The 22,354-nt window shown below is 74.0% G+C and carries 21 protein-coding genes; 13 read left to right on the forward strand and 8 right to left on the reverse strand.

Annotated elements, in window-relative coordinates; all coding sequences use genetic code 11:
- Positions 1-138: 138 nt before the first annotated feature.
- Together CNQ36_RS30950 and CNQ36_RS30955 are read left to right on the forward strand one after the other, a co-directional pair.
- Entirely contained in the window at positions 139-789 is a 651-nt protein-coding gene (locus tag CNQ36_RS30950; RefSeq protein WP_163013448.1) for a GOLPH3/VPS74 family protein, read from the forward strand.
- A gap of 86 nt (positions 790-875) precedes the next feature.
- A complete protein-coding gene (locus CNQ36_RS30955; protein WP_121548828.1) occupies positions 876-1,694 on the forward strand; it encodes an isocitrate lyase/PEP mutase family protein in 819 nt (272 codons plus the stop codon).
- Positions 1,695-1,697: 3 nt separating this feature from the next.
- Here CNQ36_RS30955 and ssgD read toward each other — a convergent pair whose 3' ends face one another.
- On the reverse strand, positions 1,698-2,111 hold the full coding sequence (gene ssgD, locus CNQ36_RS30960; protein WP_004922459.1) for a spore wall synthesis regulator SsgD: 414 nt from the start codon (positions 2,109-2,111) through the stop codon (positions 1,698-1,700).
- A 305-nt stretch (positions 2,112-2,416) separates the two neighbouring features.
- Between ssgD and CNQ36_RS30965 the strand changes: the two genes are divergently transcribed.
- The 3 genes from CNQ36_RS30965 to CNQ36_RS30975 all read left to right on the forward strand — a co-directional run bounded on the left by CNQ36_RS30965 (position 2,417) and on the right by CNQ36_RS30975 (position 4,612).
- On the forward strand, positions 2,417-3,475 hold the full coding sequence (locus CNQ36_RS30965) for a WD40/YVTN/BNR-like repeat-containing protein (protein ID WP_121548830.1): 1,059 nt from the start codon (positions 2,417-2,419) through the stop codon (positions 3,473-3,475).
- A 71-nt stretch (positions 3,476-3,546) separates the two neighbouring features.
- Entirely contained in the window at positions 3,547-3,870 is a 324-nt protein-coding gene (locus CNQ36_RS30970; RefSeq protein ID WP_121548832.1) for a plasmid stabilization protein, read from the forward strand.
- 46 nt (positions 3,871-3,916) lie between these two features.
- Positions 3,917-4,612, forward strand: coding sequence for an endonuclease V (locus CNQ36_RS30975; protein WP_121548834.1), 696 nt, complete (start codon positions 3,917-3,919; stop codon positions 4,610-4,612).
- A 147-nt stretch (positions 4,613-4,759) separates the two neighbouring features.
- Here the strand turns inward: CNQ36_RS30975 and CNQ36_RS30980 are convergent, their stop codons facing one another.
- Positions 4,760-5,938 carry a saccharopine dehydrogenase family protein gene (locus CNQ36_RS30980; protein WP_121548836.1) on the reverse strand — a complete coding sequence of 393 codons (1,179 nt, stop codon included), beginning with the start codon at positions 5,936-5,938 and terminating at the stop codon, positions 4,760-4,762.
- Positions 5,939-6,029: 91 nt separating this feature from the next.
- On the opposite strand from CNQ36_RS30980, the gene CNQ36_RS30985 reads away from it, so the two are divergent.
- From CNQ36_RS30985 to CNQ36_RS31000, 4 genes are all read left to right on the forward strand, one after another.
- Positions 6,030-6,452: an MmcQ/YjbR family DNA-binding protein gene (locus CNQ36_RS30985; RefSeq protein WP_121548838.1), complete on the forward strand. Its 423-nt coding sequence runs from the start codon at positions 6,030-6,032 to the stop codon at positions 6,450-6,452.
- Positions 6,453-6,550: 98 nt separating this feature from the next.
- The gene (locus CNQ36_RS30990) at positions 6,551-7,717 is read left to right on the forward strand and encodes a CaiB/BaiF CoA transferase family protein (protein ID WP_121548839.1); all 1,167 of its coding nucleotides are present in this window, start codon (positions 6,551-6,553) and stop codon (positions 7,715-7,717) included.
- A gap of 11 nt (positions 7,718-7,728) precedes the next feature.
- Entirely contained in the window at positions 7,729-8,943 is a 1,215-nt protein-coding gene (locus CNQ36_RS30995; RefSeq protein WP_040905554.1) for an acetyl-CoA C-acetyltransferase, read from the forward strand.
- A gap of 47 nt (positions 8,944-8,990) precedes the next feature.
- Complete coding sequence (locus CNQ36_RS31000) at positions 8,991-11,168, forward strand: 3-hydroxyacyl-CoA dehydrogenase NAD-binding domain-containing protein (RefSeq protein WP_121548841.1); 2,178 nt, start codon at positions 8,991-8,993, stop codon at positions 11,166-11,168.
- A 39-nt stretch (positions 11,169-11,207) separates the two neighbouring features.
- On the opposite strand, the gene CNQ36_RS31005 is transcribed toward CNQ36_RS31000, so the two are convergent.
- Positions 11,208-11,921 (reverse strand): MerR family transcriptional regulator, encoded by a 714-nt coding sequence (locus tag CNQ36_RS31005; RefSeq protein WP_121548843.1) that lies wholly within the window; start codon positions 11,919-11,921, stop codon positions 11,208-11,210.
- A 79-nt stretch (positions 11,922-12,000) separates the two neighbouring features.
- Here CNQ36_RS31005 and CNQ36_RS31010 point away from each other — a divergent pair, with 79 nt between their 5' ends.
- The gene (locus CNQ36_RS31010) at positions 12,001-12,486 is read left to right on the forward strand and encodes a macro domain-containing protein (protein ID WP_121548845.1); all 486 of its coding nucleotides are present in this window, start codon (positions 12,001-12,003) and stop codon (positions 12,484-12,486) included.
- Positions 12,487-12,584: 98 nt separating this feature from the next.
- Complete coding sequence (locus CNQ36_RS31015; protein WP_420857175.1) at positions 12,585-14,318, forward strand: BCCT family transporter; 1,734 nt, start codon at positions 12,585-12,587, stop codon at positions 14,316-14,318.
- 198 nt (positions 14,319-14,516) lie between these two features.
- On the opposite strand, the gene CNQ36_RS31020 is transcribed toward CNQ36_RS31015, so the two are convergent.
- Positions 14,517-15,470, reverse strand: a complete 954-nt coding sequence (locus CNQ36_RS31020) for an FAD-dependent oxidoreductase (RefSeq protein ID WP_121548849.1) — start codon at positions 15,468-15,470, stop codon at positions 14,517-14,519.
- A gap of 66 nt (positions 15,471-15,536) precedes the next feature.
- On the opposite strand from CNQ36_RS31020, the gene CNQ36_RS31025 reads away from it, so the two are divergent.
- The gene (locus CNQ36_RS31025) at positions 15,537-16,559 is read left to right on the forward strand and encodes an oxidoreductase (RefSeq protein WP_121548851.1); all 1,023 of its coding nucleotides are present in this window, start codon (positions 15,537-15,539) and stop codon (positions 16,557-16,559) included.
- A gap of 48 nt (positions 16,560-16,607) precedes the next feature.
- A complete protein-coding gene (locus CNQ36_RS31030) occupies positions 16,608-18,248 on the forward strand; it encodes an ABC-F family ATP-binding cassette domain-containing protein (protein ID WP_121548852.1) in 1,641 nt (546 codons plus the stop codon).
- Here CNQ36_RS31030 and CNQ36_RS31035 read toward each other — a convergent pair.
- The 4 genes from CNQ36_RS31035 to CNQ36_RS31045 all read right to left on the reverse strand — a co-directional run bounded on the left by CNQ36_RS31035 (position 18,235) and on the right by CNQ36_RS31045 (position 22,311).
- Positions 18,235-18,813 carry a putative glycolipid-binding domain-containing protein gene (locus CNQ36_RS31035; RefSeq protein ID WP_121548854.1) on the reverse strand — a complete coding sequence of 193 codons (579 nt, stop codon included), beginning with the start codon at positions 18,811-18,813 and terminating at the stop codon, positions 18,235-18,237. The genes CNQ36_RS31030 and CNQ36_RS31035 overlap by 14 nt on opposite strands.
- Positions 18,814-18,906: 93 nt before the next feature.
- Entirely contained in the window at positions 18,907-21,261 is a 2,355-nt protein-coding gene (locus tag CNQ36_RS31040) for a Tex family protein (RefSeq protein ID WP_121548856.1), read from the reverse strand.
- A gap of 105 nt (positions 21,262-21,366) precedes the next feature.
- Complete coding sequence (locus CNQ36_RS35655) at positions 21,367-21,498, reverse strand: LPFR motif small protein (RefSeq protein WP_254895904.1); 132 nt, start codon at positions 21,496-21,498, stop codon at positions 21,367-21,369.
- Positions 21,499-21,576: 78 nt separating this feature from the next.
- On the reverse strand, positions 21,577-22,311 hold the full coding sequence (locus tag CNQ36_RS31045; protein WP_121548858.1) for an enoyl-CoA hydratase/isomerase family protein: 735 nt from the start codon (positions 22,309-22,311) through the stop codon (positions 21,577-21,579).
- Positions 22,312-22,354 lie beyond the last annotated feature (43 nt).

The raw sequence follows: 22,354 nt of genomic DNA on the forward strand, positions 1-22,354 counted from the left end.
ACGCGGTGTCTCAGAACCTCAGACGAGCAACGTCCTTCTCCCATCGACGGCAACAGAACCGCTGCACACGTTAGGAGTGCCCCGGAAGGGCTGTCAACGGCTTTTCGGAGCACGACGTCACGGTCCCGAGGAGGCCCCGTGCCCAACGGTCCGCTCTCGCTCCCGGCCCGCCTCTGCCTGCTGGCCTGGGACACCAACCGGGGTGAGGCGGCGCCGCCGCTGGTGCGCGCCGGCGCCCTCGCCGAGCTCGCGCAGCGCGGTCTGCTGATCGACGACGACGGCGTCGCCACACCGGTCGACCTGGACTCCCGTACCGGCGACGCCGCCCTCGACGGGCTCCTGGAGCTGGTCAGCGAGTCCCGCCCGCACCACTGGCGCACCTGGGTGACGCTACGGGCCCGCCACACCTATGACGCGGTCCGGGAGCAGCTGGTGGCCGAGGGGGTGCTGCGCGCCGAGAAGCACCGGATCCTCGGGGTCTTCCCGTCGGTGGAGTACGTGCCGGCCGACGCGGGCCGGGTACGGGCCCTGCGCCGGCAGGTGCGCGGGATCCTGGAGGGGCCGGTGCCGCCCGAGGACGTCCCCGAGCGGGACGCGGCCGTCGTCGCCCTCGGGGCGGCGGCCGGTCTGAAGGCCCTCCTCCCGGGCGGCGCGGGCCCCGCGTGGGAGCACCGCGTCGAGTGCCTGGCCGCCCGCGCGGCGGCACCCCCGACGGCCGGGATCATCCGCGAACTCCGCACCGCCCTGACCACCGCCGCACAGACGCCACCCCTCCCCGCCGGCGCCTGAAGCCCCGGGAGGATCAGGTCGGACACTCGCCGGCGGACGCCGCCGTCCGCTGATGGAGTGCGGGCACGACGAACCCCAGCAGCCTCCTGCGGGAGCACGCCCTCGCCTTCCGCTCCCTGCACGTCCCCGGGCGCCCGCTGATCCTGCCCAACGCCTGGGACGTCGCCAGTGCCCGTCTGGTCGAGGACGCGGGCGCCGGCGCCGTGGCGACCACCAGCGCCGGCGTCGCCTGGGCCCTGGGCGCGGCGGACGGTGAGCGGCTGGACCGCGAGCGGGCGCTGGCCGTGGTCGCGGGGATCGCCGGGGCCGTCCGGGTGCCCGTCACCGCCGACGTCGAGAGCGGTTGGGCCGATGCCCCGGCGGGAGTCGCCCGCACGGTGCGCGCGGTGCTCGCGGCGGGAGCGGTCGGGGTGAACATCGAGGACGCCCTGCACGGACCCGGCCCGGCGCCCCTGCGTCCGGTCGCCGAGCAGGCCGCCCGCATCGCCGCCGCCCGCGGGGCCGCCGACGCGGCGGGCGTGCCGCTGTTCGTCAACGCCCGGGTCGACACCCTCCTGCGGGGCGCGGGAGGCGTGGGCGACACCCTGGAGCGTGCCTCCGCCTACCTCGCCGCGGGCGCCGACGGGATCTTCGTCCCCGGGGCCGTCGACCCGGAGACGGTGAGGGAGCTGGCAGGCGGCATCGACGCGCCGCTGAACGTGATGGCCGGTCCCGGAGCCCCGCCCGCCGGGGAACTGGCCGCCCTGGGCGTCGCCCGGGTGAGCGTCGGTGCCGGCATCGCGCAGGCCGCGCACGCCCTCGTCCGCCGCGCCGCGCGGGAGCTGCTCGGCACGGGGACGTACGGCGCACAGGACGCCGGACTGGACTACGGCACGCTCAACACACTGATGGGTGAAGGGCGCTGAGGGTCACGCGTCGCGCATCAGCTCCGCGAGACCGTGGTCCAGGTCGAGCCGGAGGTGCTCCAGCCCCGCCGGCACCAGCTCGTCGGCGGCCGCCAGGAACCGGCGCAGCTCTCCTGAGCGGACGTGCACGACGGCGGTCCCCTCCGGGGCGTGGAACTCCAGAACGGTGCGGTCGTAGCCGTAGGGGCGCACCCGTACGTCGCCGTGGCCCTCCGGTTCCTCCATGCCCGCGGCCAGCAGCTCGCGGGCGAAGGTCCAGCACACCTCGACGCCCTCCAGGGTGGCGGGCGCGGGGAAGGTCATACGGACGGCGAACGGGTCGTCGCGGTCGTAGTGCAGGGTGGCGGGAATGCTCGGCATCCGCGGCGCGGCGGCGACGAGACGGGCCTCGACGGTCTGCTCGATGACGGTGGACAACGACTTGCTCCCTCGTGACGGCTGGACGGGCTTGCGGGGGCGGATCGGGTCGGCTACTGGATGAGACGACGGAATCAGCCACTCCGTGCACACGAAGGGCGAGTGACCTCTGTCACCGCCTTCATGCACACGAGTGACACGGCTCTCCCCGGGTGTCCGACGGGGGCACGCGTGCCGCGTTCCGGAACTCCCGTCACCCGGCACGGCCCCCTGGACGGCACCGGGGCGGTGGGCTAGCTTCACCCGCCATGAGGCGCTCGGGAAGCACGCGGCCGACGGGACGGACGAGACGGACACGACGGCGGGTGACCGCGGTGGCGGTGTGCGCGGCGGCCCTCGCCGCCTGGACGGCCGTACCCGCCCAGGCGCACGGACCGGACCCGCAGGCGCCGCCGCACTGGTCGCTCAAGGACACCGGCGCCCCGGACGTCCGCTTCCGCGGGCTGGCCGCCGTCAGCCGCGACACGGCCTGGCTGGCCGGGACCCGCGGCACCGTCCTGCGCACCACCGACGGCGGCGGGAGCTGGCGGAACGTCTCCCCGCCGGGCGCGGCGGAGCTGCAGTTCCGGGACATCGAGGCGTTCGACGCCCGGCGGGCCGTGGTGCTGGCCATCGGCGAGGGCGAGGCGTCCCGGGTGTACCGCACCGACGACGGCGGAGCGACCTGGACGGAATCCTTCCGCAACACCGACGCCCGCGCCTTCTACGACTGCCTCACCTTCTTCGACGCCCGCCACGGGCTGGCGATGAGCGACCCGGTGGACGGGAGGTTCCGGATCCTGTCGACCCGGGACGGCGGCCGTTCCTGGACGGTGCTGCCGGACACCGGGATGCCCCCCGCGCTGGAAGGAGAGGCCGGCTTCGCGGCGAGCGGCCAGTGCCTGGTGTCCGCCGGACCGAAGGACGTCTGGCTCGCCACCGGGGGAGCGGCACGCGCACGGGTGCTGCACTCCGCCGACCGGGGCCGCACCTGGACGGTCACCGGCACCTCGGTCCCCGGCGGCGACCCGGCGCGCGAGATCTTCGCCCTCGCCTTCCGCGACCGCGTCCACGGACTCGCCGTCGGCGGCGACTTCCGGCCCGAGCAGACCTCGCCGGACGCGGCCGCCCGTACCTCCGACGGCGGCCGCACCTGGCGCCCCGCCGGGACCTCGCCGCCGGCCTACCGCTCCGGTGTCGCCTGGCTCCCGCACAGCCGTACCGCCGCCCTGGCGGTCGGGCCCACCGGCACCAGCCTGACCACCGACGCCGGCCGCACCTGGCGGACCGTCGACACCGGCTCGTACGACACCGTCGACTGCGCCCCCGGCCACGGCTGCTGGGCGGCGGGGGAGCGGGGACGTGCCGCCCGCCTGGAGCACTGACGCGGGCGGTGCGCTCTGAACACCGCCGGCCTGGGTACCCGTTCTCCGTACCTGAGAGGAAGGGAGCGGACATGCCACGCGGTGCGAGCCCCAAGCGGGAGCGTCAGTACGAGCACATCAAGGAGAGCGCCGAGGACCGGGGCGAGAGCACCGGACGCGCCGAGGAGATCGCCGCGCGGACGGTGAACAAGGAACGCGCCCGGTCCGGCGAGTCGAAGACGGCGAGCCGCACCTCCACGCAGGACATGTCGTCCGGCGAGCGCGGCGGCCGGCGGTCCGGCAAGGGCCCCCAGGGACCCACCCGCGACCAGCTCTACGAGGAGGCCAGGAAGCGGAACGTGGAGGGCCGTTCGAACATGAACAAGAGCGAGCTCAAGCGCGCGCTCGGCAAGTGAGCCGCCCCCGCGCGGAGCGTGCCCGCCCCGTAGGCTCAGGGGCACCATGACGACCGTACGCACACCGGCCGACTGGCCCGTGACCGAGGAAGAGGCCCGCGCCGTCCAGGACGGACTCCGCGCGCGGGTGGTGCTCGACGAACCGGGCCCGCCGCCCGGCACGGGCCGGATCACCGGCGTCGACGTGGCGTACGACGACGAGCGGGACGTCGTCGCCGCCGCGGCCGTCGTCCTGGACGCGGCGACGCTGGACGTCGTCGCCGAGGCGACGGCCGTGGGCCGGGTCTCCTTCCCGTACGTCCCCGGCCTGCTCGCCTTCCGTGAGATCCCCACGGTGCTGGCCGCCCTCGACGCCCTGCCCTGCCCGCCCGGCCTGGTGGTCTGCGACGGCTACGGCCTCGCCCACCCCCGCCGCTTCGGCCTGGCCAGCCACCTCGGCGTGCTCACCGGCCTGCCGGCCATCGGCGTCGCCAAGAACCCCTTCACCTTCACCCACGACGAACCGGACGCCCCGCGCGGGAGCACCTCCCCGCTGCTCGCCAAGGGCGGGGACGGTCGCGAGGAGGTCGGGCGCGCCCTGCGCACCCGGCACGCCGTCAAGCCGGTCTTCGTCTCGGTCGGCCACCGCGTGAGCCTGGACAACGCCTGCGCCCACACCCTCGCGCTGACCCCGGCCTACCGCCTCCCGGAGACCACCCGCAGGGCGGACGCCCTGTGCCGCCGCGCACTCGGCGCGATCTGAGCACCGGCGCCGGGCAGCCGTACCGACGGCCGGCGGCGCACACCCCGGCAGGCCCCCGCGCGGGACGACGGGCGGCTCCTGGCCGGCTCGCCGCGATGATCCGCACGCCGGCTCCATGGCCGGTGCGGCTCCCGCCCGGCCGGGCCGTCAGCGGGTCGCGGCGACGCGGAAGCGGATGCCCGCCGCCCGCAGGCGGGCGGTCAGCGCGTCGCCCATCGCCACCGCCGTCGTGACCTGCCCCGCCGTGGGCGGGAGGTCGTCCAGGGCCAGGCAGAGCGCTCCCTCGGCGAGCATCTTCGCCGTCTCGTCGTAGCCGGGGTCGCCGCCGGAGACCTCCGTGTACACCCGCCGTCCGCCGCCCTCGCCGACGAAGCGGACGGAGAACCAGCTCCTGGCGCGCTTCCCGGCGTCCGGCCCGTCGCCCGGAGCGAGCCGGCCGGAGAGCCGGCGCCGCAGCGACGGCAACTGGGCCGCGGTGACCAGCGCGCCGACCGCCGCCACCCCGCCCACCGCCACCGGAAGGCGCCGGACGGCGGCGTAGTGCCGGTAGCGGAAGTCGGGGCCGTACCGGTCGAGCGCCCTCGCCGAACTGCGCACGATCGCGGCGTCGACGGTCGGCAGGGGGAGCGCCCAGGCGCCCACCTCGGGCGCGTAGCGCGGCGCCCCCGCGGTGGCCGACGCCCGGCGGTCCAGCAGCCGGGGTTCGTGGCGCCGGCGGTCCCGGGCGGCGGCCCGCAGCTGCCGCGGCCGGGCGAACTGGTTCAGCGCGGAGGCGAAGGTCCCGCCCGAGAACGCCGCGTCGGCGCTCACGAAGCCGTCCACGGTCAGCGGCACCCCCTCCGGCAGTTGCCGCACGGTGAAGTGAACGCCCAGGTCGTGCGGCACCGAGTCGAAGCCGCACGCGTGCACCAGCCGCGCCCCGGTCTCCCGCGCGCGTGCGTCGTGACGGACGTACATCAGGTCCACGAACTCGGGTTCACCCGTGAGGTCGACATAGTCCGCCCCGGTGTCCGCGCAGGCGGCGACGAGCTCCTCGCCGTACTCCACGTAGGGGCCCACGGTCGTGGCGACCACGCGCGCCTGCTCCGCGAGGGCGCGCAGGGAGGCCGGGTCGGAGACGTCCGCCCGCAGCAGCCCCGCCTCCGCGCCGCCGGGCAGCCGCTCCCGCAGCCGCTCCAGCTTCTCCGTGTTCCGGCCCGCGACCGCCCACCGCAGCCCGGCGGGGGCGTGGGCGGCGAGGTACTCCGCGGTCAGGGTCCCGGCGAAACCCGTCGCCCCGAAGAGCACGATGTCGTACGGACGGTCCGTCCTGCTCAGCCTGCTCATGGCAACCCCTCGGTCGTGCAGCCGCGCCGCTGTCGGTGGCCGAGGCTAGCGTGAGGGGTGCGGAGCCCCGCGACGAGCCCGGAGGAAGCCGATGGCCGTACCGCCGAACGCCCTGAAGAAGTGGGAAAAAGTACGCGACTGCGCCCTGAAAATGCCCGGAGCCGCCGAGGAGCACCCCTGGGGCGAGACCGTAGCCAAGGTCAACAAGAAGGTGTTCGTCTTCCTCGGCGTCCACGACGGCAGCCACCCCCTGGGGGTGACCGTGAAGCTCACCGACGAGACGGCGCACGCCCACGCGCTGACCTGCCCGGGGGCCCGGCCCGCCGGGTACGGGCTGGGCAAGGCGGGCTGGGTCGCCGTGCCGCTCGAGCCCAAGGGCGCACCGGCCGCCGGGCTGCTGTGCGACTGGGTGGAGGAGAGCTACCGGGCCATCGCGCCGAAGCGGCTGGCGGCGGAGCTCGACGCCCGCCGGGCGGGCGGCCGTACCGGGGCGGAATCAGGTGCCGCGCCGTAGAGTGGCCAAGCGCTTGCTCGCCCGGTCTTGTGCCGGATGGAGCACCTTCCTAACATCTCAGGTGTTACACCAGTAGTGTCACATCGCATGGGGGCTCGATGACGGAGGCGAAGACGCCGGGACACGGTCCGCTGAGCGGGGTGCGCGTGGTCGAGCTGGCCGGAATCGGGCCCGGCCCGTTCGCCGCCATGCTCCTCGCCGACCTGGGCGCCGACGTCGTCCGCGTGGACCGCCCCGGCGGCCCCGGACTCGGGATCGACCCCGCCCTCGACGTCACCAACCGCAACAAGCGCTCCGTGATCGTCGATCTGAAGGACCCCGGCGGCCCCGCCCGCGTCCTCGACCTCGCCGAACGCGCCGACGTCCTCATCGAGGGCTACCGCCCCGGCGTCGCCGAGCGCCTCGGCGTCGGCCCCGGGGACTGCCACGCGCGCAACCCGCGCCTGGTCTACGGCCGGATGACCGGCTGGGGCCAGCAGGGCCCGCTCGCCGACCGCGCCGGACACGACATCGCGTACATCGCCCTCACCGGCACCCTCGGCATGATCGGCGACCCGGACCGGCCCCCGGCCGTCCCGGCCAACCTGCTCGGCGACTACGCGGGCGGCTCGCTCTACCTCGTCGTCGGCGTCCTCGCCGCCCTGCACCACGCGCGCGCCACCGGCGCCGGACAGGTCGTCGACGCCGCCATCGTGGACGGCACCGCCCACCTCTCCGCGATGATCCACGGCATGCTCGCCGCAGGAGCCTGGCAGGACCGGCGCGGCGCCAACCTCCTCGACGGCGGCTGCCCCTACTACGGCACCTACGGGACAGCCGACGGACGGCACATGGCGGTCGGCGCCCTGGAGCCCCGTTTCTACGCCGAGTTCCTGCGCCTGCTCGGCCTCGAGGAACCGGCCGGGGCGCACACGGACGTCACCCGCTGGCCGGAGCTGCGCGAGCGGGTCGCCGCCCGCTTCAAGGAGCGCACCCGCGACGCCTGGGCGGCCGTCTTCGACGGCACCGACGCCTGCGTGGCGCCCGTGCTCTCCCTCGGCGAGGCCCCGCACCACCCGCATCTCGCCGCCCGCGGCACCTTCACCGACCACGGCGGCATCACCCAGCCCGCACCGGCCCCGCGGTTCTCCGCGACTCCGGCCGGCATCCGGACCGGGCCCGCCCTGCCGGGCGCCGACACCGAGGCGGTGACCCGCGACTGGGACCTGCCCCGGCCGGCGGCCCCGGCCCCCTCGCACTCCGCCGAACCCTCCCACCCTCAGTGAAAGGCCTCCCCGTGAGCACCGAAGCGTACGTGTACGACGCGATCCGCACCCCGCGCGGGCGCGGCAAGGCCGACGGCGCCCTGCACGGCACCAAGCCCATCGACCTGGTGGTCGGCCTCATCCACGAGATCCGCGACCGCTTCCCGGACCTCGACCCGGCGGCCGTCGACGACATCGTGCTCGGCGTCGTCGGCCCCGTCGGCGACCAGGGCTCCGACATCGCCCGGATCGCCGCCGTCGCCGCCGGACTCCCCGACACCGTGGCCGGCGTCCAGGAGAACCGCTTCTGCGCCTCCGGCCTCGAGGCCGTCAACATGGCCGCCGCCAAGGTGCGTTCCGGCTGGGAGGACCTGGTCCTCGCCGGCGGCGTCGAGTCGATGTCCCGGGTGCCCATGGCCTCCGACGGCGGCGCCTGGTTCAACGACCCGATGACCAACCTCGCCGTCAACTTCGTCCCGCAGGGCATCGGCGCGGACCTGATCGCCACCATCGAGGGCTTCTCCCGGCGCGACGTCGACGAGTACGCCGCCCTCTCGCAGGAGCGCGCGGCCACCGCCTGGAAGGAGAACCGCTTCGAGCGGTCCGTCGTCCCGGTGAGGGACCGCGCCGGTCTCACCGTCCTCGACCACGACGAGCACCTGCGCCCCGGCACCACCGCCGACTCGCTGGCCAGGCTGAAGCCCTCCTTCGCCGACATCGGCGAACTGGGCGGCTTCGACGCGGTGGCGCTGCAGAAGTACCACTGGGTCGAGCGGATCGAGCACGTCCACCACGCCGGCAACTCCTCCGGCATCGTCGACGGCGCCGCCCTCGTCGCCATCGGCTCCAAGGAGGTCGGCGAGCGCTACGGACTCACCCCGCGCGCCCGGATCGTCTCCGCCGCCGTCTCCGGCTCCGAGCCCACCATCATGCTCACCGGCCCCGCCCCGGCCACCCGCAAGGCGCTCGCCAAGGCCGGCCTGACCATCGACGACATCGACCTCGTCGAGATCAACGAGGCCTTCGCCGCGGTCGTGCTGCGGTTCGTGAAGGACATGGGCCTGTCCCTGGACAAGGTCAACGTCAACGGCGGCGCCATCGCCCTCGGCCACCCGCTCGGCGCCACCGGCGCCATGATCCTCGGCACCCTCGTCGACGAACTCGAACGCCAGGACAAGCGCTACGGCCTCGCCACGCTGTGCGTGGGCGGCGGCATGGGCATCGCCACCGTCGTCGAACGCCTCTGATCCCCAGCGACCGCACCCGACTTCCACGAAGACCCGGAGACTCCCTCATGACCGAGAGCACCACCATCCGCTGGGAACAGGACCGCACCGGCGTCGTCACCCTCGTCCTCGACGACCCCCAGCAGTCCGCGAACACCATGAACCAGGCGTTCCGCGACTCCCTCGCCGTGATCACCGACCGCCTGGAGGCGGAGCGGGACACCATCCGCGGCGTCATCCTCACGTCCGCCAAGAAGACCTTCTTCGCCGGCGGCGACCTGCGCGACCTGATCCGGGTCACCCCCGAGACGGCACAGGACCTCTTCGACGGCGGCATGGCCATCAAGCGGCACCTGCGCCGCATCGAGACCCTCGGCAAGCCCGTCGTCGCCGCGATCAACGGCGCGGCCCTCGGCGGCGGCTACGAACTCGCCCTGGCCTGCCACCACCGGATCGCCCTCGACGCCCCCGGCTCCAAGATCGGCTGCCCCGAGGTCACCCTCGGCCTGCTCCCCGGAGGAGGCGGCGTCGTCCGCACCGTCCGGATGCTCGGCATCACCGACGCGCTCCTCAAGGTGCTCCTCCAGGGCACCCAGTACAACCCGCGCCGCGCCCTGGACAACGGGCTGGTCGACGAGATCGCCGGCACCCCCGAGGACATGCTCGCCAAGGCCCGCGCCTTCATCGACGCCAACCCCGAGTCCGCCCAGCCCTGGGACCGGCCCGGCTACCGCATCCCCGGCGGCACCCCCGCCCACCCGAAGTTCGCCGCCAACCTGCCCGCCTTCCCGGCCAACCTGCGCAAGCAGACGAACGGCGCGCCCTACCCGGCGCCGCGCAACATCATGGCCGCCGCCGTCGAGGGCTCCCAGGTCGACTTCGAGACCGCCCAGGTCATCGAGGCCCGCTACTTCGTGGAGCTGGCCGCGGGACAGACCTCGAAGAACATGATCCAGGCGTTCTTCTTCGACCTCCAGGCGGTCAACTCCGGCGCCAACCGCCCGAAGGGCGTCGAACCTCGCAAGGTCCACAAGGTCGCCGTCCTCGGCGCCGGGATGATGGGCGCGGGCATCGCCTACTCGTGCGCCCGGGCGGGGATCGACGTCGTCCTGAAGGACGTCGCCCTGGAAGCCGCCGTCAAGGGCAAGGGCTACTCCGAGAAGCTGTGCGCCAAGGCCGTCGCCAAGGGCCGCACCAGCCAGGAGAAGGCCGACGCGCTGCTCGCGCGGATCACGCCCACCGCCGAGGCCGCCGACCTGGCCGGCTGCGACGCGGTCATCGAGGCGGTGTTCGAGGACACCGCCCTCAAGCACAAGGTGTTCCAGGAGATCCAGCACGTCGTCGCCCCCGACGCGCTGCTCTGCTCCAACACCTCCACGCTGCCCATCACCGCACTCGCCGAGGGCGTCGAGCGTCAGGACGACTTCATCGGGCTGCACTTCTTCTCGCCCGTCGACCGGATGCCGCTGGTCGAGATCATCAAGGGCGAGCGCACCGGGGACGAGGCGCTCGCCCGCGCCTTCGACCTGGTCCGCCAGATCAACAAGACCCCGATCGTCGTCAACGACTCGCGCGGCTTCTTCACCTCCCGGGTCATCGGCCACTTCATCAACGAGGGCGTCGCCATGGTCGGCGAGGGCATCGAGCCCGCCTCCGTCGAGCAGGCCGCGGCCCAGGCCGGCTACCCGGCCAAGGTGCTCTCCCTGATGGACGAGCTGACCCTCACCCTCCCGCGGAAGATCCGGAACGAGACGAAGCGGGCCGTGGAGGAGGCCGGCGGCACCTGGACCGCGCACCCGGCCGAGGCCGTCATCGACCGCATGGTCGACGAGTTCGAGCGCCCCGGCCGCAGCGGCGGCGCCGGCTTCTACGAGTACGGCGAGGACGGCAGGCGCGGAGCCCTGTGGCCGGGACTGCGCGAGCACTTCACCCGCGAGGGGAACGCGATCCCGTTCCGCGACATGCAGGAACGCATGCTGTTCTCGGAGGCGCTGGACACCGTCCGGCTCCTCGAGGAGGGCGTGCTGACCTCCGTGGCCGACGCCAACATCGGCTCCGTCCTCGGCATCGGCTTCCCCGGCTGGACCGGCGGGGTCCTGCAGTACATCAACGGGTACCAGGGCGGCCTGCCCGGATTCGTGGCACGCGCGCGGGAGCTCGCCGAGCGCTACGGCGACCGGTTCACCCCGCCGGCCCTGCTGGTGGAGAAGGCGGACAGGGGGGAGACCTTCACGGACGCGCGCTGACGCGACCCGGCTCCGGCGAGGGGTGCCCGGCCCGCCCGGTCACCCCTCGCGGTCCAGCCACTCCCGCAGCTCCTCCCGCAGCGACCGCTGGAAGGTGGTCAGCAGCGCCTGCACCACGAGCGGATGCATCCGCGCGGACAGGGACCGCACGTCCCGCGCCTCCCGCTCCGCGACCGCGTCGCGCAGCAGCCGCGACAGGTCGTGGGCGGCGGCGCGGGAGTGCTCGACGAGCGCGGTACGGGCGGCGAGCAGCGTCTCGTGGGAGAGCGGCATGTCCAGCAGTTCCACACCGAGCCGCAGCAGCCCGGCGTCCACCCGGAAGTCCTCGCCGTCCGCGCCGGACCCGCCGGCCCGCTCGACGACGCCCATCGCCGCCAGCCGCTCCAGGTCCTCCTCGTCCAGCGCCCGTCCCGCCCGGCGCTCCAGCTCCCGCCGGGACACCGCCTCCACCGCCCCGGGCGCCCACGACGCCACCACGGCCCGCTGGATCGCCAGGTCCCGGGCGCTCAGACCGGGCGGCAGCTGTCCGAGGTACCGCTCGATGGCCGCCAGCGTCATGCCCCGGCTCTGCAGCTCCTCGATGAGCTCCAGCCGGGCCAGGTGTTCCTCACCGTAATGACCGACCCGCCGGGGACCGATCACCGGCGGCGGCAGCAGCCCCCTCGTGCCGTAGAAGCGGACCGTGCGCACGGTGACACCGGCCCGGGCCGCCAGTTCGTCGATCGTGAGCGGCTGCTCGGTCTCGGTCGTCATGTGCAGCAGTATCGCTGTCCCACCACTGATGTGACACCTGCCCGGGGCCACTGTCGGTGGCGGGCTCTACGGTGGCGTCATGTCGGGGATCACATACGTCCGGGGTGACGCCACCGTTCCGTCGGTGAAGGGCGTCAAGATCGTCGCGCACGTCTGCAACGACATCGGGGGATGGGGCAAGGGCTTCGTCCTGGCGGTGTCCCGCCGCTGGCCCGAGCCGGAGCGGGCGTACCGGACCTGGCACCGGGAGCGCGCGTCCAACGACTTCGCCCTGGGCGCCCTCCAGCTGGTCCGGGTCGAGCGGTACGTCTGGGTGGCCAACATGATCGGCCAGCGGGGCGTGCGGACGGGCAGCAAGGGCGTGCCCGTGCGCTACGAGGCGATCGGCACGGCGCTCGGCCTCCTGGTCGGCCGGGCGACCGAGCTGAACGCCTCCGTGCACATGCCCCGCATCGGCTGTGGCCTCGCCGGCGGCACGTGGTCCCGCGTCGAGCCGCTCATCACCGAGCGGCTCGTCCGCAGAGGCGTCCCGGTGACCGTCTACGACCACGGGGACGGGGCCTGACCTCCGGAAATTGTGATGCTCGGATGAGGTGAGTTTTGCGCCAAAGGTGGTAGGGGCGTATCGGGAGGAGCGCCCTCCGCCCACGGCTCTGAGGAAAGGTGCCGCCCGTGTCGCAGGAACAGCACAGTGACGAGGACCCCACGGACAGTCCACTGCCGGGCTCCGAGGCGGGCCTGGCGGGCCGGGGGCTCCCGCAGACCGACCGGGTGGTGTTCGGCGTCACGGCCGTGCTCACCCTCGCGTTCGTCCTCTGGGGCGCCGTCGCGACGGACTCCCTCGAGAAGGTCTCCAGCACCGCGCTGAGCGGTCTGATGCACAACGGCGGATGGGCCTTCATGCTGGCCGCCTCCGCCTTCGTGGTCTTCGCCCTCTGGCTCGCGGCCAGCCGCTACGGCCGGATCCACCTCGGCGCCGAGGGCGAGAAGCCGGAGTTCCGCACGGTGTCGTGGATCGCCATGATGTTCAGCGCGGGCATGGGCATCGGCCTGATGTTCTGGGGCGTGAGCGAACCGCTGGCGCACTACACGACGCCCCCGCCGGGCACCCATCCGGCCGACTCGGGCGCTCGTATGGAGACGGCCATGGCCACGACCCTGTTCCACTGGACGCTCCACCCGTGGGCGATCTACGCGGTGGTCGGCCTCGCCATCGCCTACAGCACCTTCCGCAGGCGCCGCCGGCAGACCATCAGCGCCGTGTTCACCCCGCTCATCGGGGAGAAGAACGCCAACGGCGTCGGCGGCCGGGTCATCGACGTGCTCGCCATCATCGCCACGGTGTTCGGCTCCGCGGCCTCGCTGGGCCTCGGCGCGCTGCAGATCGGCTCCGGCGTGGAGAAGCTCGGCTGGATGGGCAAGGTCAGCACCGGGCTGCTGGTCACCATCATCGCGGTGCTGACCGTGGCGTTCGTGGCCTCGGCGATCTCCGGTGTGGAGAAGGGCATCCAGTGGCTGTCGAACATCAACATGGTGCTGGCGCTGATCCTCGCCGTGTTCGTGTTCGTCGCGGGCCCCACCATCATCGTCCTCGACCTGCTCCCCACCTCGGTCTTCGGCTACCTCGGCGACCTGCCCCAGCTGGCCGGCCGCACCGAGATCAGCGGCGGCCAGGACGTCCCGGCGTGGCTGGGCAGCTGGACCGTCTTCTACTGGGCCTGGTGGATCTCCTGGACGCCCTTCGTGGGCATGTTCATCGCCCGGATCAGCCGGGGCCGGACCATCCGCCAGTTCATCGGCGGGGTCATCCTGGTCCCCAGCACGGTCAGCCTGATCTGGTTCGCGATCTTCGGCGGCACGGCGATGAAGCTGCAGGAGCAGGACCGGCTGGGCAACGAGACGACCCCCGAGGGCCGGCTCTTCGCCGTGCTGCAGGAGTACCCCGCCGCCACCTTCACCAGCCTGCTGGTGATGGTCCTCGTCGGCATCTTCTTCGTCTCGGGGGCCGACGCGGCCTCCATCGTGATGGGCACGCTCTCGCAGAAGGGCGCGCTCGAACCCAGCCGCTGGGCGGTGGTCTTCTGGGGCGTCGTCACCGGCGCCGTGGCGGCGATCATGCTGCTGGTGGGCAGCGGGCAGGGCGACGCGCTGACCGGCCTGCAGAACCTCACGATCCTCGCGGCGGCCCCGTTCGTCCTCGTGATGCTCTTCATGTGCGTGGCGCTCATGCGCGACCTGCGCCGCGACCCGCTCATCGTGCGGGGCGAGATGGGCTCGGAGGCGGTGGAACTCGCGGTCATCGAGGGCCACAAGAAGTACGACGGCGAGTTCGAGATCCGCGTGGGCCCGGGCCGCGGCCCGGACATCGAGGGCGACCCCATCGGCAAACACCACTGACAGCCCCCGGCACGACCACGCCCGCCGCGCACGACCCGTGCCCGGCGGGCGTCGCCGCGCCCACCCGAGCACCTCACCGCCGTGCCCGGCGCATCCCCCCGTGCCGCTCCAGTCGCGGGCAGTCGTGCCGCAGGGCGGCACGGGCGGGCGCGACGGCGCCTTCCCGGCGCCGGCCGGCCCATGTGCCCCCCGGCCGTCTCAGCGGGCGGCCAGCGCCGCCGCCTCCTCCGCGCAGCCCCACGCCACCGTGACCCCCGCACCGCCGTGACCGTAGTTGTGCACCCACGCGCGCCCGTCCGCCCCCGGCACCCGCTCCAGCCGCACCGCGTCCCGCGCGGGCCGCAGCCCCACCCGGTGCTCCAGCACCCGCGCCCCGGCGACAGCCGGACACAGCACCGCGCACCGGCGCACGATCGCCGCGGCCACCTCCGAATCCGGCTCCGTGGACCACGCGTCCTCCTCCGCCGTACCCCCGAGCACCAGACGCCCCGGCTGCGGGAAGAGGTACGCCATCGAGCCGTCCGCCCCCGTGGACACCGTCCAGGTGCGGACCCCCGGGTTCGCCACGACCACCAACTGCCCCCGCACCGGCCGCACGGAGGGATCCGGCACCAGCTCCCGCGCCCCCAGCCCCGTGCAGTTGACCACCACCGGCGCGGCAGCCTCCGCCAGGTCCGTCACCGCACGCTCCTCGACCACACCGCCCGCCGCGACGAACCGCTCCCGCAGCCACGCCAGATGAACCGGCATGTCGATGAGCGGCAGCCGGGCCCGCACACCCGACCCGACGGGGTACTCGCCGGCCGTCGCCATGCGCAGCCCCGGCAGCCGCGCGGCCGCCCACGAGCCGACCTCGTCGAGGGCCGTCTCGCCCAGTACCCCCTCGACCATCCGTACGCCCGTGGCCCCCGGCCGCACCGCCAGTTCCTCGTACACCTCCAGCGACCGCAGCGCCCATGCCCGCGCCGACGCCACCGGCTCGATCCGGTACGGCCACCACAGCGCGCCCGCGACCGCCGAGGTGGTCCGCCCGACCGGGTCCCGCGTCCACAGCCGTACCCGCACACCACGCTCGGCGAGGACCACGCCCGTCGTGAGCCCGACGACCCCACCGCCGATCACCAGGACGTCGCAGTCCAGTTCGGTTCCCATCGGGCGACCGTAGCGGAAGCGGTCGTACCGTGCTCAGGTCCGTTCTCCGGTGGGAATACTCACCGCATGTCTGCCGAGTACGCCACCTTCGGCCTGGCACCGGCGATGCGGGCCGGTGGACTCCTCGCCAACGGTGACTTCCAAGTCCACCGGGACTTCGTCGACTTCGTCGTCGACGGCCGCCCGCTGCTCCACCGCCTGTCCGACCTGGACGCCGTCTCCCCGCTCGCCTCCGACGTCCCGCCCTCCCTGTTCACCTCCCAGGTCCGCGCCCTGCTGCTGGAGGCCGGGGCGCCGCTGCCCGCCGGCCGGTACATCGTCTACGGCTGCCCCGAGTGCGAGGACCTCGCCTGCGGCGCGGTCACCGCGGTCATCGAACGGGACGGCGAGGACGTCCTCTGGCGCGACTTCGCCTGGCAGACCGACGAGCACGCCGACCTGGAACGCAACGGCTACCACGGCATCGGCCCGTTCCGCTTCCACGGCGCCGAGTACCGCACCGCCCTCGCCGCCCTCCTCGACGGCGGCGTCCCCGGCGCCCGCCGCCGCGTCCTGCTGATCGGCGCCCGGGCCGCCCGGCTCGCCCGCCTCGCCGCCGCCCTGCGCACCATCGGCGTCGGCGCCGACATCGCCCAGGACGCCGACGGCGTCCCCGCCGACGAACTGCGCGGCTACGGCGCCGTGCTCTTCGGCCCGTCGGTGAGCGACGGGGAACGCGACGCCGTGCGCCGGGCCTTCGCCGGCGCGGGCGTCGACGTGCCCTGTGTCGAGGGGCTCGCCCCCGTCGTCCCGCTGCTCGTCGCCCAGACCGAGCAGGCCCTGGACCGCGGCCCGCGGGAGGGGCGCCGCCTGACGGAGCTCACCGCCACCACCGCGGGGGCGGAGCTGGAGATCACCTCGCCGTGCAGGGTGCGGCTCACCGCGTACCGCCTGGACCGCCTCTCCCGCACCCGCGCCCAGGACCTCTTCGACGGCGTCCTCGAACCCGGCCGCCACCGGGTCCCGCTGGACGGCAGGGCGGTGCGGGGCGAGGCGTACCTCGTGGCACGCACCGGCGGGACGGTGCTGGTGACCGGGGTGGGGCGGTGAGGACCCGGGCGCGTCCGGCCGCGCCCGGCCATTAGGATCGGCGGTCTGATGACTGCCACCCTCGTCGCCAAGAACCTCGCCGCCGGGCACGGAGACCGCTCCCTGTTCACCGGTCTCGACCTCGTCGTCGCCCCCGGCGACGTGATCGGCCTGGTCGGCGCCAACGGCGCGGGCAAGTCCACGCTGCTGCGCCTGCTCGCCGGACTCACCGCACCGGAACACGGCGAGCTGCGCCTCTCCCCGCCCGCCGCGACCGTCGGACACCTCCCGCAGGAGCCGGAGCGCCGGCCGGGCGAGAGCGTGCGGGATTTCCTGGCCCGCCGCACCGGCGTCGCCGATGCCCAGCGGGCGATGGACGAGGCCACCCAGGCCCTGGTGGACGGAGCGCCGGGCGCGGACGACGCGTACGCCACGAGTCTGGAGCGCTGGCTGTCCCTGGGCGGCGCCGACCTCGACGAGCGGGCCGAGGAGGTCGCCGGCACCCTCGGCCTGGCCGTCGGCCCGGAACAGCCGATGACGTCCCTGTCCGGCGGCCAGGCGGCCCGCGCGGGCCTCGCCTCCCTCCTCCTGTCCCGCTACGACGTCTTCCTCCTCGACGAGCCGACCAACGACCTCGACCTGGACGGACTGGAACGCCTCGAGCACTTCGTGACCGGACTGCGTGCCGGGACCGTCGTGGTCAGCCACGACCGCGAGTTCCTCACCCGCACGGTCACCAAGGTCCTCGAACTCGACCTGGCCCAGCGCCGGATCAACCTCTACGGCGGTGGCTACGAGGCCTATCTGGAGGAGCGGGACGTGGCCCGCCGGCACGCCCGTGACGACTACGAGGAGTACGCCGACAAGAAGGCCGCCCTCCAGGACCGGGCGCAGACCCAGCGGGCCTGGATGGACAAGGGCGTGAAGAACGCCCGCCGCAAGGCGGGCGGCGACAACGACAAGATCGGCCGCAAGTTCCGCAGCGAGGCCAGCGAGAAGCAGGCCGCGAAGGCGCGTCAGACGCAGCGCATGATCGAGCGCCTGGAGGTGGTCGAGGAGCCGCGCAAGGAGTGGGAGCTGCGCATGGAGATCGCCTCGGCCCCCCGCTCGGGCGCGGTCGTCGCCACCCTCCGGGACGCGGAGGTCCGGCGCGGCGGCTTCACCCTGGGACCGGTGTCGCTGCAGATCGACTGGGCGGACCGGGTGGCCGTCACGGGCGCCAACGGCGCGGGCAAGTCCACCCTGCTCGGCGCCCTGCTGGGCCGCGTACCGCTCGACGCGGGGCACGCCGCCCTGGGTTCCGGGGTCCTGCTCGGCGAGGTCGACCAGGCCCGCGCGCTGTTCCACGGCCCGGAGAGCCTGCTCGACGCGTTCCGCCCGGCGGTGCCGGACTTGGAACCGGCCGACATCCGCACCCTGCTGGCCAAGTTCGGCCTCAAGGCGGACCATGTGACGCGCCCCGCGGCCACCCTCTCCCCGGGCGAACGCACCCGCGCCGCCCTCGCCCTCCTGCAGGGCAGGGGCGTCAACCTCCTGGTGCTCGACGAGCCGACCAACCACCTGGACCTGCCGGCCATCGAACAACTCGAATCGGCCCTGAACGCCTACGAGGGCACCCTCCTGCTCATCACCCACGACCGCCGCATGCTCGACGCGGTCCGGGTGACCCGGCGCCTGGAGGTCGCCGACGGCAAGGTCACCGAGCGCTAGGCCCTTGGCCCCGAGAGCCCAGCCGCCGCGCCAGGCGCAGGTAGTCGACGACGAAGCCGTCCTCGTCGAGTGCGAGATCGCTGCGGAAGTCCCCGGACGCGTAACGGACGCGCCGGGGCCCGAGATGCGTGTACGTCTGCCGTGACGGCCGCACCGCCAGGTCGGGCACGGACACCCACGCCATCAGGAACTCCCGTTCGCCCGGGGCGCGGTGCAGGCCGTGCCGCAGCACCGGCATGGTGTTGGTCAGCGGGCACAGCCCCAGGTCGCAGTCGAGGGCGCCGTCCAGGCCGTCGAGCCGCTCGCCGTCGGCGCTCCAGCCGCCCCGGACGTCGTGGCGCAGGTCCAGCGAGCGGCTGCCGGAGGCGTCCTCGGCGGTCACCCGCAGCCGCCGGGTGACGAAGCCGGCCCCGGTCACCAGCTCATAGGTGATCCAGTACGGCTCCGGAAGGGTCCCGACGGCCCGCCCGCGGGCCCGCAGGGCGTCCCCGCCGAGTTCGGCCCAGGCGGTCTCGTACCCCCCGCTCGCCGTGACCTCCCAGGTGATGACGCGTGATGTCGGCATGCCGGCACTCTACGAGCGGTGCGGGCCCGCCGTGCGGACCACGCCGGGCCGGTGTCCCCGCCGTCACGGCGGAGCACACCGGCCCGGGTCGGCTCAGCGCCTGCCGTTCTTGGGGTCGACCAGACCGGCCCGGCGCAGCGCGTCGGCCATCGCGCCGTTCGCCGGCGCGGGGGCCTGGCGCGAGCCGCCGCCGCGGCCCTGGCGCTGCTGCGGCGGACGCCCGCCGCGCTGCCGCCGCTCCCCGGAGGGCGCCTGACCCTGCGGCGCGGCCTCGTCGTCCAGGCGCAGCGTCAGCGAGATCCGCTTCCGCGGGACGTCCACGTCGAGCACCTTCACCTTGACGATGTCCCCCGGCTTCACCACGTCCCGCGGGTCCTTCACGAACGTCTTCGACATCGCGGAGACGTGCACCAGGCCGTCCTGGTGCACACCGACGTCCACGAACGCGCCGAACGCGGCGACGTTGGTGACGACGCCCTCCAGCACCATCCCCGAGGAGAGGTCGGCGATCTTCTCCACGCCCTCCTTGAAGACGGCCGTCTTGAACGCCGGCCGCGGGTCCCGCCCGGGCTTCTCCAGCTCCTTGAGGATGTCGCTCACGGTGGGCAGACCGAACGTCTCGTCCACGAAGTCCGGCGCCCGCAGCGACCGCAGCACCGCGGTGTTGCCGATCAGCGCGGCGACCTCCGCCCCGGAGGACGCCACCATCCGCCGCACGACCGGGTACGCCTCCGGGTGCACACTGGACGCGTCCAGCGGGTCGTCCCCGCCGCGGATCCGCAGGAAGCCCGCGCACTGCTCGTAGGCCTTCGGGCCGAGCCGGCTCACCTTCTTCAGCTCGCCGCGCGACCGGAACGGTCCGTTGCCGTCCCGGTGCGCCACGATGTTCTCGGCCAGCCCCGACGTGATGCCGGAGACCCGGGCGAGCAGCGGCGCGGACGCGGTGTTGACGTCCACACCCACGCCGTTCACACAGTCCTCCACCACCGCGTCCAGCGAGCGCGACAGCTTCACCTCGGACAGGTCGTGCTGGTACTGGCCCACCCCGATCGACTTGGGGTCGATCTTCACCAGCTCCGCCAGCGGGTCCTGCAGCCGCCGCGCGATCGACACCGCGCCGCGCAGCGACACGTCCATGTCGGGCAGTTCCTGGGAGGCGAAGGCGGAGGCCGAGTACACGGAGGCGCCCGCCTCGGAGACCATCACCTTGGTCAGCTTCAGCTCGGGGTGCCGGGTGATGAGTTCACCGGCGAGCTTGTCGGTCTCGCGGGACGCCGTACCGTTGCCGATCGCGATCAGCTCGACCGCGTGCTCCTTCGCCAGCCGCGCCAGCTTGGCGACGGCCTCGTCCCAGCGGTTCGCCGGGACGTGCGGGTGGATCACGTCCGTGGCGACGACCTTGCCGGTCGCGTCCACCACGGCGACCTTCACGCCCGTGCGGAAGCCCGGGTCCAGGCCGAGCGTCGCGCGGGTGCCCGCCGGGGCGGCGAGCAGCAGGTCGCGCAGATTGGCCGCGAAGACCCGCACCGCCTCGTCCTCGGCCGCCGTACGCAGCCGCAGCCTGAGGTCGATGCCGAGGTGCACCAGGATGCGGGTGCGCCAGGCCCAGCGGACCGTGTCGCCCAGCCACTTGTCACCCGGACGCCCCCGCTGGGCGATCCCGAACCGGCCGGCGACGATCCCCTCGTACGACGACGGCCCGTCCGTGGGCTCCTCCGGCTGCAGGACGAGGTCGAGGACCTCCTCCTTCTCGCCGCGCAGCATCGCCAGCACCCGGTGGGAGGGCAGCTCGGTGAACGGTTCGGCGAAGTCGAAGTAGTCGGAGAACTTGGCGCCCGCCTCCTCCTTGCCCTCGCGGACCTTCGCGACCAGCCGCCCGCGCACCCACATGCGCTCGCGCAGCTCGCCGATCAGGTCGGCGTCCTCCGAGAACCGCTCGGTGAGGATGGCCCGCGCGCCCTCCAGCGCCGCCCCCGGGTCGGCGACGCCCTTGCCGGCGTCGACGAACGCGGCGGCCGCGGCGAGGGGGTCGACGCCCGGGTCGCCGAGCAGCCCCTCCGCCAGCGGCTCCAGCCCCGCCTCGCGGGCGATCTGCGCCTTGGTGCGGCGCTTGGGCTTGTACGGCAGATAGATGTCCTCCAGGCGCGCCTTGGTCTCCGCGCCCCGGATGCTCGCCTCCAGCTCGTCGGTGAGCTTGCCCTGCTCGCGCACCGACTCCAGGATCGCCGTCCGGCGCTCCTCCAGCTCCCGCAGATAGCGCAGCCGCTCCTCGAGCGTGCGCAGCTGCGCGTCGTCGAGCATCTCGGTCGCTTCCTTGCGGTAGCGGGCGATGAAGGGCACGGTCGAACCGCCGTCGAGCAGCTCCACCGCGGCTCTGACCTGCCGCTCCCGTACGCCGAGTTCCTCGGCGATCCTGCCTTCGATGGACCCTGTGAGGGGTGTCGTCACGTTCCCGTACCGCCTTCTCCACTGAGGTTGCGCGGCAATTGTGGCAGGTGACGCCGACAATCGGGGATCAGGGCGGCGACGCGCCGGGGGACCGCACGGGCGGCGTCAGGCGCGATGACCCCGGGTGCTGGACGAGGCCCCGCCGAAGAGCCTGGCGAGCGCCCGGAACGGCAGTGTCACCACCGTGGCGACGGCTCCACCGATCTGACGCAGTACATCCGCGACGGCACGCAGCATGAGTCTCTCCTTCGCTCCCCCGGCCGCTCCGGCCGGGCTGCCCTCCGTGTACCTCGTCAACGCTTCAACATGCATCCGTCACGAGAAGCGCGGCGTCCGGCGCTCCAGGAACGCGGCGACCCCCTCCGAGGTGTCGCCGCTCTCCCGCGCCCGCTCTTCCCAGTGGGCGTCCCGGTCGGTGCGGCCGTTCGCGAACTCCTTGGCGGCGGCCTGCGTCAGCGAGGAGCGGGACGCCAGGATCCCGGTGAACTCCGCGACCCGTCCGTCCAGTTCGCCCGCGGGCAGCACCTCGTCCACAAGACCGGTGCGCAGCGCCCGCTCCGTCCCGATCAGCTCGCCCGAGAACAGCAGGTACTTGGCGGTGGCCGGACCGACCAGTGACACCAGCCGCCGGGTGGCGGAGGACGGGTAGACGATGCCGAGCTTCGCCGGTGTCACCCCGAACCGCGCGCCCTCCTCGGCGAACCGCAGATCGCAGGCGGCCGCCAGCTGCGCCCCGCCGCCCACGCAGTGGCCGCGGACCGCCGCCAGGGTCGGCCCGGGGAACGCGGCCAGCGCCTCCTCGGCCGCCACCGCCAGCCGCTGCGCCTCCAGCGGCGACCCCCGGAGCGTGGAGATGTCCGCCCCGGCGCAGAACGTCCCGCCCTCACCGGTGAGCACCAGCACCCGTACGCCGGGGTCCGCCGCCAGCGTTTCCAGCAGGGGCGGCAGGGAACCCCACATCGCGGCCGTCATGGCGTTGCGCTTCGCCGGATGGCGTATGACGACCGTGGCGACCTGCCCGGTGACGGTGTGCAGCAGCTGGGGCTCCATGCGCCGGATGCTATCCGCCCCGGTCGAGGCGCCGGCCGGCAGG

Origin of the sequence: Streptomyces fungicidicus (assembly GCF_003665435.1) — a bacterium.
GTDB lineage: Bacteria > Actinomycetota > Actinomycetes > Streptomycetales > Streptomycetaceae > Streptomyces > Streptomyces fungicidicus.

What these genes read in the sequence shown, in the direction of transcription:
- CNQ36_RS31035 (WP_121548854.1), bottom strand. Translation starts at nt 18,813, where the DNA reads ATGCCGACATCACGCGTCATCACCTGGGAGGTCACGGCGAGCGGGGGG.
- CNQ36_RS30990 (WP_121548839.1), top strand. Translation starts at nt 6,551, where the DNA reads ATGACGGAGGCGAAGACGCCGGGACACGGTCCGCTGAGCGGGGTGCGC.
- CNQ36_RS31025 (WP_121548851.1), top strand. Translation starts at nt 15,537, where the DNA reads ATGTCTGCCGAGTACGCCACCTTCGGCCTGGCACCGGCGATGCGGGCC.
- CNQ36_RS31000 (WP_121548841.1), top strand. Translation starts at nt 8,991, where the DNA reads ATGACCGAGAGCACCACCATCCGCTGGGAACAGGACCGCACCGGCGTC.
- CNQ36_RS31045 (WP_121548858.1), bottom strand. Translation starts at nt 22,311, where the DNA reads ATGGAGCCCCAGCTGCTGCACACCGTCACCGGGCAGGTCGCCACGGTC.
- CNQ36_RS30970 (WP_121548832.1), top strand. Translation starts at nt 3,547, where the DNA reads ATGCCACGCGGTGCGAGCCCCAAGCGGGAGCGTCAGTACGAGCACATC.
- CNQ36_RS31020 (WP_121548849.1), bottom strand. Translation starts at nt 15,470, where the DNA reads ATGGGAACCGAACTGGACTGCGACGTCCTGGTGATCGGCGGTGGGGTC.
- CNQ36_RS31010 (WP_121548845.1), top strand. Translation starts at nt 12,001, where the DNA reads ATGTCGGGGATCACATACGTCCGGGGTGACGCCACCGTTCCGTCGGTG.
- CNQ36_RS31005 (WP_121548843.1), bottom strand. Translation starts at nt 11,921, where the DNA reads ATGACGACCGAGACCGAGCAGCCGCTCACGATCGACGAACTGGCGGCC.
- CNQ36_RS31030 (WP_121548852.1), top strand. Translation starts at nt 16,608, where the DNA reads ATGACTGCCACCCTCGTCGCCAAGAACCTCGCCGCCGGGCACGGAGAC.
- CNQ36_RS35655 (WP_254895904.1), bottom strand. Translation starts at nt 21,498, where the DNA reads ATGCTGCGTGCCGTCGCGGATGTACTGCGTCAGATCGGTGGAGCCGTC.
- CNQ36_RS30975 (WP_121548834.1), top strand. Translation starts at nt 3,917, where the DNA reads ATGACGACCGTACGCACACCGGCCGACTGGCCCGTGACCGAGGAAGAG.
- CNQ36_RS30985 (WP_121548838.1), top strand. Translation starts at nt 6,030, where the DNA reads ATGGCCGTACCGCCGAACGCCCTGAAGAAGTGGGAAAAAGTACGCGAC.
- CNQ36_RS30980 (WP_121548836.1), bottom strand. Translation starts at nt 5,938, where the DNA reads ATGAGCAGGCTGAGCAGGACGGACCGTCCGTACGACATCGTGCTCTTC.